This is a genomic window from Rhizobium sp. BK112, assembly GCF_014193215.1.
Lineage (GTDB): Bacteria > Pseudomonadota > Alphaproteobacteria > Rhizobiales > Rhizobiaceae > Rhizobium > Rhizobium anhuiense.
The window spans coordinates 23833-32287 of sequence record NZ_JACHYZ010000012.1; the positions used below are offsets into that span (position 1 = coordinate 23833).

Below are 8455 nucleotides of genomic sequence, written 5' to 3' on the forward strand. Positions count from 1 at the left end.
TCTAACTATTTGAATGGGCGTGCTGCCAGGCCGGAAACGGGTCCCGTAGCCGGGCGGCGGTCTGCGGATCGAAGCCTGTCTCCTCACCGGTCAGGCAGTCGTCGAGCGCGGTGCGGATTGCGTCTTCGTCGAAGCCGGCGCCGATGAAAACCAGTTCCTGGCGGCGGTCGCCCCAGATCGCGTCCCAATGCCGGTCGATGAGTTGGCGGAACTGCTGAAAGCGCGGCCATTGCGCCTTCGGCACGGAGGCCCACCAGAAACCCTTGGTGTCGATGCGGCACTGCGTGCCGGCAATCGACAGCAGGCCGATCTCGTCGGGCCTTGTCGCCAGCCAGAAATGGCCCTTCGCCCGGATGAGGCCCGGCCATTTTCTGTCGAGGAAATCGCTCAGCCTGGAGGGATCGAACGGCCGGCGGCTGCGATAGACGAAGCTCGAAATGCCGTATTCCTCGGTCTCCGGCACATGCTCGCCCCAACCGAAGAGTTCCTTGTGCCAGAGCGGATGGCGGGCAGCTCTCGCTTCGCTGAAGAGGCCGGTATTCAAGATGGCGTCGAGCTTCAGCCGGCCGAAGCCGGTCTCGATGACGCGGGCATCGGGGTTGAGTGCGGCAACGATGCGGCGAACCTCGGCAAGCGCTGCAGGCGGCACATCCTGCGCCTTGTTGATGACCACGACATCGGCGAATTCGATCTGCTCGACGAGCAGTTCCACCAGCTTGCGCTCGTCGTCTCCGTCCCGGCTCTCGCCGCGATCGCTCAGGAACTCCGCGCTCGCATAATCGACCAGAAGATTGACCGCATCGACGACGGAAACCATCGTGTCGAGCCGCGCGACGTCGCAGAGGGCTGCCCCGCTCTCGTCGCGGAAGGAGAAGGTGGCTGCGACCGGCAGCGGCTCGGCAATGCCCGTGCCCTCGATCAGCAGATAATCGAAGCGGCCGGCGGCGGCCAGCCGGCGCACTTCGCTTAAGAGATCGTCGCGCAATGTGCAGCAGATGCAGCCATTGGTGAGCTCCACCAGCGTCTCGTCCGTCCGCGACAGGTTCGCTCCCCCGTCGCGCACGAGATCGGCGTCGATATTCACCTCGCTCATGTCGTTGACGATGACGGCGACCCGACGCCCCTCGCGATTGCGCAGGACATGGTTGAGGATCGTCGTCTTGCCGGCGCCGAGAAAGCCGGCAAGGACCGTGACCGGAAGTCTGTTGTCTGCACTCGTCATCGATACTCCCCGCTCGCTTCTTCTACGCCGCGAGCTGCGGTCTGAACGCTACGTCCACATAGTAGTTTGTGCTGTTATAGCTGGCACTTGGGAACAAGCCGCTCGCCCCATAGGCATAGACGCCGTTGTTGCCGCTGAGCGCCCTCAAATCGCCGTTCGTCACATCGGCGCTGAAGTAATTGCCGGTCGCCGAATAATTGCCGTTGGTGCTATAGGAAACGACATAGGTCGTATCCGCGGCGACCTCGACCTGCTGGGTGAGCGTGGCGGTCTGCCAGCCGCTTGCCGTTTCGTTGCCGAAGCTGACGCTGCCGAGCAATGTGCCCGAGGCGGTCCAGAGATAGCCGTTGTGCGGGCCTGTATTGTCTGCCCCCTTGTAGAAGCGGATGCCGGTAACCCAGCCCGCCGTATCCGCCTGGAATTTCATGCCGAGATTAACCGGCTGGTTGTCGTTGACGGAGACGATCGAAGGCGTCGCATCGGCGGCAAAGAGGTTCTGCTCCGGCCCTCCCGTCTGGCCGCCGTTGATGGTGAGCGCAACCTGCGCCGACGCCGTGCCGCCCTTGCCGTCTGCAATTGCGTAGCTGAAGCTTGCCGGTCCCGAATAGCCTGCCGTCGGCGTGAAAGTCACCGTCTTGGCCTGGGCGTCATAGGCGACCGAGCCGTTGACCGCGCCGCTGACGCCGGTGATGACAAGCGGATCACCATCGGCATCGGTGTCGTTTGCCAGGAGCACTGAGGCCTGGATGGTGATCGGCGTGCCGGTATTGGTCGACAAGCCGCTGTCATTGGCGGCGACCGGAATCGCATTCTGCGCGCCGCCCTGTTGATAGAGCACGTCGACCCAGTAATTGCTCGCATTGTAGGAAGCGGTCGGAAACAGGCTGCCCGAGCCATAGGCATAAAGGCCGTTGCCGCCACTCGCCGCACTCGACGGGGCCGTCAGCGCGCCGTTCGTATGGTCCGTCGTGAAGTAGTTCGCCGTTGCGGAATAGAAGCCGTTCGAATGGTAGCTCGCCACATAGGTGGCGCCGGCCGTAACATTGATCGGCTGGGTGAAGTAAACCGTCTGCCAGCCGCTCGCCGTCTCGCTGATGAAGGTGGCCTGGGCCAGAACCTGGCCGCTGGCCGTCCAGAGCGAGCCGACATGCGTGCCGGTATCCTGGGCGCTCCTGTAATAGGTGAGCCCGGTGATCTGGCCGCTGGCGGAAGCGATGAACTTGACGCCGAGTTCGACCGAGTTGGCGTCATTGGCGGCGGCAACACCCGACGTGTCGGCGCCGGTGAACAGGCTTGACGTCGTTCCTCCCCCGGGCGGCGTGCCGACAGTGAGGCTGACGGTGGCCGACGCTATGCCGCCATATCCATCCGCGATCGAATAGGAGAAGCTCGCCGCACCCGTATAACCCGCCGTCGGGGTGAAAATGACGGACTTGGTCTGGCTATTGAAGGTCACCGTTCCGTTGACCGCAGCATTGACGCCGGTGATGCTGAGCGGGTCGCCATCGCCATCGCTGTCGTTTGCAAGCAGGCTGGCTGCGGCAATCGACAGCGCCGTGTTGGAATAGGTCGTGTAGCCATTGTCATTGGCGGCGAACGGCACCGCATTGCTTGTCTGGTTGTAGACGACATCCACCCAGTAGTTCGACGACTGGTAACTGGAGCTTGGGAACCCCGTGCCATTTCCGAAGACGCCGTTACTGCCGGCGAGCGCCGTCAGCGCGCCGTTGGTATGGGCTGACGTGAAATAATCTGATGTCGCCACATAGGAGCCTGTCGTGTGGTAGGAGGCGACATAGGTCGTGCCAGCCGCGATATGCACCGGGTTGGTGAATGTCGCGGTCTGCCAGCCGCTCGCCGATCCGCTGTCGGCGAAGCTGACGGTCGCGACCAGCGTGCCGTCGGTCGTCCAGAGGGAGCCGGTATGGGCGCCGGTATCGCCGGCAGCCTTGTAGTAGCGGATGCCGGTAATCATGCCGCTGGACGAAGCGACGAACCTCATCCCAAGTTCGAGCGACTGACCTTCGTTGAAGCTTGCGCCCGTCGGCCCTTCGCTTGATTTAAACAGCGTTTCCCCGGCAGGGCCTTGGTTTACGGTGAGGCTGACGTTGCCCTGATCCGTGCCGCCGCGCCCGTCCGACAGCGTATAGGTGAAGCTTGCCGGCCCCGAATAATTGTTGCTCGGCGTGAAGATGACGGTGCCGTTCTGCTTATTGAGCGTCACCGTCCCGTTGACGGCATTGCCGACGGCCGAAATCGTCATCGCATCGCCATTGGGATCTGTGTCGTTTCCGATGAGCGAGGCGATCGAGACGACGAGGCTGTCGTTGCGGGTGATGGCCAGCCCCGCGTCGTCGGTCGCAACCGGCGCGCTGTTGGGGCCGGCATCGAAGACCACGTCGACCCAATAGTTGGTGCCGGTACCGGGGCTCTGGCCGGGGAATGTGCCGGCATTGTCGCCATAGGCATAGACGCCGCCGCCATCGACGGCCTTCAGCGCGCCGCTGGCATAGGGGCTGGCGAAATAATTCTCGGTGGCGGAGTAGAAGCCGTTGGTGTGATAGGAGGCCACATAGGTCGTGCCGGCGGCAATCTGGATCGGGCTGGAGAACATCACCGTCTGCCAGCCGGAAAGCGGTTCGCCCACCGACACGCCTGATGCCAGTAGCGTTCCGTTGGCGCTCCAGAGGCTGACGACATGGTCGCCGATGTTGTAGAAGCCCTTGTAGAAGCGGATGCCTTCCACGTAGCCTGCCGTCGTCGCCTGGAAGCGCAGGCCGAGCTCGACGGAATCGCGATCGATCGCCATTTCGACCGCGGGCTTTTCCGCAAGCGTCCATAGGCCCTGCGTGCCCGGCAGCGTGACGGTGACCTGCTTGCCGGCAGACGGCGCCTCCATATTGACGCTGTCGTCGACGGCGCGCGACATGATCGTATAGGTGCCGCTCGCCTGGACGACCCAGTTATAGCTCCAGCTCTCGCGGCCTGACGCCTTGAACCAGTGCTGGCCGCCATCGGTGGAGACTTCGACGCCGGCGATGATGCCGCCGCCGAAATCCTGCGCCGTCCCTGTGATCGTCACGCGCTGCCCTTCGACGAAACTTGCGCCTATGATCGGCGAGCTGATCGACGAGGTCGGCTTCAGCGTGTCGGTCGACTGTGTCGCAAGGATCAGGCTCGCATCCAGCGTCGTCGGCTGAATACCCATGTCCGCGAACATGTTGACCATCGCCTGCTGCACGTTGCGATCGGTTGACGTGGCCGGGCCTTGGTGGTTGTCACTCAGCCCCCAGGACCAGAAGACGGTGCCGGCGCCGAAGACCAGCGCGCCGCTTTCTGCCCGGTACATGGTTAGGCTATGGGTCGCCACCGCATCGCCGACCGTGGTGCCGTAATCGCGCAGATAGGTGCTCACCGCGATGGAAGAGAGCGACAGGTTGATGAGGCCATCCGGACGGAAGCCGTTCTCGACATCGGAATCCCACTCATAGCCGAGCAGGTTCTGCACCAGATTGTAGGTTTCGCCTTCATTCAGCTGGGAGACATCGGTATTGCGCCAGAAGCGCAGGTTCGAATAGTCGTAGGGAATGGAGATCGTATCCTGGCGGTAGCTGTCCACCTGGAACATCGTGCCCGTCAGCGCATTCTCCGGCTGCTGCCCCGGATCGGCATAACGCGGATCGCGCCAGGTGCCGGTGCCGACATTGCTCGGATCCGTGCTCGTGCCCCAGGTTTCCTTGTAGCAGACCATGGTGCGGTAGGCCTGACCGCTGCCGTCGATGCTGCTTTCCCAGCGGACCTTCCAGTAGCACTCGTTGCCGCTCCAGAAGGCGAGGTTGACGCCGGCATCGCGCGCCGCCTCGACATTGGCGCGCTGTTCGGCAGACCAGTATTCGTCATGCCCGACGGAGAGATAGGCATCATGGTTGAGCAGCAGCGTGCCGTTGCGCGCCGCATCGACGCCGGAAATATAGGAAACGTCGTAGCCGTTCTGCTCCAGCCACGAGATGGCGGAGGATTCGACGCCGAAGATGTAGTCGTGCGAGCCGCCGATCGGGCTCGTATTGGTGATGATCGGCCGGTTATAGCTGACCGCCGAGGCCCGACCGATCGCCGTCAGCCCGCAGCTGCAGTTCGGCGGCAGGTAGCCGATCATGTCTGCCGGGTCGACGGGCACTTCGCCGTAGTAGAGGCTGGCGCCGCCCCAGGCATTATAGGCCTGCCATGTCGTGTCGGACGTCTGGAAGACGATATTGCTGGTCGAGGCGTCGTCGCGCACGACGAAGGGGATGATGCTTGCATCCTCGGTGCCGTCTTCGCGCACCAGCTTGGCAAAGTAGACGCCGGAGACCGCGTCCGTCGGAATCTGCCAGCTCGCCGAAACCGACCAGTTGCCGCAATCGATAAGGCCGAGCGACATGTCGACGATCGGATGCGGCTGGATCTGCGCCGTTGTCAGCGATTTCTCGATCGAGTCGACCTTGCGTGCGCCGGCCCCGCCATAATAGCCCATGCGGTAGATATCGATGCGGTAATGGGTGGAATCGGTGGCGATCTTGAAATCGACCGTCTGGCCGATATTTGTGCTGATTTCGGTGGCGAAGCCCTGGATGGTGCCGCCGCCGTCGCCTTCAAGACCCCACTCGCTGATCGGGTTGCCCTGCTTCAGGTTTTCGAGCGCGATCTTGTTGGGCGTTACCGTCGCGACCGACGCTGCCGGAGTCGCTGCCGCCGAAGTTGCCGTCGCTGGCGTCGCCAATGCCGTCGCGGCGGCGGTCGTCTCGGCAGAAACGTCCTGGCTCGGCTCCACCGAGATGGATGCTATCGAGGCCTGAAGGCGCAATGAAGTCGTGCCGACACTGCTGGAAGAACCGGCCGGCGCCGGCGTCTTGGCGCTGCCGGTATCGGCATCGCCGGTAACACCCGTCAGCGCCGGAGCGGCAGGCAGTGTCGCAGCCTCCTCATACGGGTCCGGGCCGAGCACGGTGCGTTCGGATGACGTCGTCGTCTGCAACACCGTCGCAACCGACGCCGTCTTGGCAGAGGTGTCCTGCGCGCCGCCGTCGCCTGCAGGCGCGGGCATCGCCGTCGGTGGTATCGAGGCAGTTTGCACGCCGCCCGATGAGATCAGCGCGGCAGGCTGCATGATATTGCCGGTAAAGGAAGACGGACCGGTGAAGGAGGACGGGAGGGCGGCGCCGTCGAGATTGGCGAAGCTGCCGTTACTGGCAAAGCTTAGGGAACCATCGGTACTCGTGGAAGATACAACCGTCGCGGTTCCCAGCACTGCGCTCCAGGTTGAGGGTGCACGACAGATACTCAACGCTCCACCAAATGTACTCAAATACTCACGATTACTGACATGAATTCTCCGCATCAGCGGCGTCCCCTTCCGCATCGGCCCGCCCTTCGGCCGCCATAGCAAGAGCTTCATTCTGGCACCTTTGCCAAGGGAATGTACGACAGCAATCTGGGGTATGAGGGAGGTATCCCCTACGCCCATATGATGACCCTCAACGCATACCAGCCGGGCTACTTCCAAGTGGCTGACGCTGGTTGAAAAGGCATTCTGGGCCGGTCCGGCTGGTCGAGCCGGTTTTTAACTCGAGCGCCCGTGCTACCAGGCCGGAAACGGATCTTCGAGGGCGGCCCAGTCGCGCGGATCGGCGCTGGCGAGGCATCCGTCCAGTGCGGTCCGCACACCTGTCTCGTCCATATCAACACCGATGAATACGAGCTCCTGCCGACGGTCGCCCCAAGCGCTGTCCCACCGGCTTTCGATATGCTGACGAAACTGCTGATGGCTCGGCCAATCCTGCCGGGGCACGGCCGCCCACCAGAGCCCCATCGGCTCGCAGCGCCGCTGCACCCCGGCGGCCGACATCAGGCCCACATGACGCGGGCGTGTGGCAAGCCAGAAATGGCCTTTGGCGCGGATTACCCCCGGCCAGGGCTCGTCCAGGAATGCTCGAAACCGCCTGGGGTCGAAGGGACGCCGCGTGCGATAGACAAAACTCGATACCCCGTATTCTTCCGTCTCCGGGACATGGTCGCCCGGGCTGTACAGCTCCTTGTGCCACAACGGGTGGGCGGCGGCTTTTGCTTCATCGAAGAGGCCCGTACTGAGGATGGTTGCAAGAGAAACCTTGCCGAAATCCGTCTCCACCTGGCGCGCATCCGGGTTGAGCGCAGCAACTATCTTGCGGACTTCCGCGCGGATCTCTTCGGTCGCGTCCGAGATCTTGTTGATCACGACAACATCGGCAAACTCGATCTGATCCACCAGCAGGTCGATGAGTGTGCGCCGGTCCTCGCCGTCGCGCTGCAGGCCGCGGTCGGCAAGCAGATCGGCACTGCTGTAGTCGGCTAACAGGTTTGCAGCGTCGACCACGGTGACCATTGTGTCGAGGCTGGCAAAATCTGCGAGGGAGACGCCGTTCTCGTCACGGAAGGAAAAGGTGGCAGCGATAGGGCATGGCTCGGCAATGCCGGTGCCTTCGATCAACAGATAGTCGTATCGCCGCTCTTCTGCCAGTCGCCGTACTTCCGTCAGCAGGTCGTTGCGCAGGGTGCAGCATATGCAACCATTGCTGAGCTCGATCAATGTCTCCGTCGTATGCGACAGGTTGCAGCCGCCGTCTCGAATGAGACTGGCGTCTATGTTCACTTCGCTCATATCGTTGACAATGACAGCGACCCGCAGGCCCTGACGATTATTCAGGACGTGGCTAAGAAGCGTCGTCTTACCAGCGCCGAGGAAGCCGGCCAGCACGGTTACCGGGAGCCGCTCGATCCTGTTCATCGGCATTCCTTGAATGCGGGCGGTCGAAGCGCACTTCGCCGCGACCAGCATTTGCGTATGAGCCTCATTCGAAACCGGTCCGTAACCTTGTCCTTTTTTTCACGCGACGAGCTGTGGTCGGAAGACAACGTCGGCATAGTAATTCGCCGAATTGTAGGTGTCGGTCGGGAAGAGACCTGCGGTGGCGGATCCGCCATACGCATAGACACCGTTGCCGCCGGCGACGGCACTTGATTGGGCCGTCAATGGACCATTGGTGACCGCATTCGCGAAGAAGCCATCAGTTGCCACGTAAGCGCCGGTGGTGTGATAGGACGCAATATAGTTGGTGTTTGCGGTAATGGTGACGGGCGTCGTGAAGTTCACCGTCTGCCAGCCGCTCGCCGTGGTGTTGCTGAAGGTGGCGGTGGCAAGCCTGGTGCCGGTCGTGG

The 8455-nt window shown here is 62.6% G+C and carries 4 protein-coding genes; all 4 read right to left on the reverse strand.

Features of this window, described 5'->3' with window-relative positions:
- Position 1: 1 nt before the first annotated feature.
- A complete protein-coding gene (locus FHT75_RS27610; RefSeq protein WP_063474718.1) occupies positions 2-1222 on the reverse strand; it encodes a GTP-binding protein in 1221 nt (406 codons plus the stop codon).
- Positions 1223-1244: 22 nt separating this feature from the next.
- Positions 1245-6656, reverse strand: a complete 5412-nt coding sequence (locus tag FHT75_RS27615; RefSeq protein WP_063474719.1) for a DUF4082 domain-containing protein — start codon at positions 6654-6656, stop codon at positions 1245-1247.
- A gap of 183 nt (positions 6657-6839) precedes the next feature.
- Positions 6840-8024 (reverse strand): GTP-binding protein, encoded by a 1185-nt coding sequence (locus tag FHT75_RS27620; RefSeq protein ID WP_028757508.1) that lies wholly within the window; start codon positions 8022-8024, stop codon positions 6840-6842.
- Positions 8025-8123: 99 nt separating this feature from the next.
- Positions 8124-8455: DUF4082 domain-containing protein (locus FHT75_RS35980; protein ID WP_246713322.1), on the reverse strand; the 332-nt coding region annotated here is incomplete at its 5' end.

Coding starts and splice junctions, on each gene's coding strand:
- FHT75_RS27610 (WP_063474718.1), bottom strand. CDS start 1,222: ATGACGAGTGCAGACAACAGACTTCCGGTCACGGTCCTTGCCGGCTTT.
- FHT75_RS27615 (WP_063474719.1), bottom strand. CDS start 6,656: ATGAAGCTCTTGCTATGGCGGCCGAAGGGCGGGCCGATGCGGAAGGGG.
- FHT75_RS27620 (WP_028757508.1), bottom strand. CDS start 8,024: ATGAACAGGATCGAGCGGCTCCCGGTAACCGTGCTGGCCGGCTTCCTC.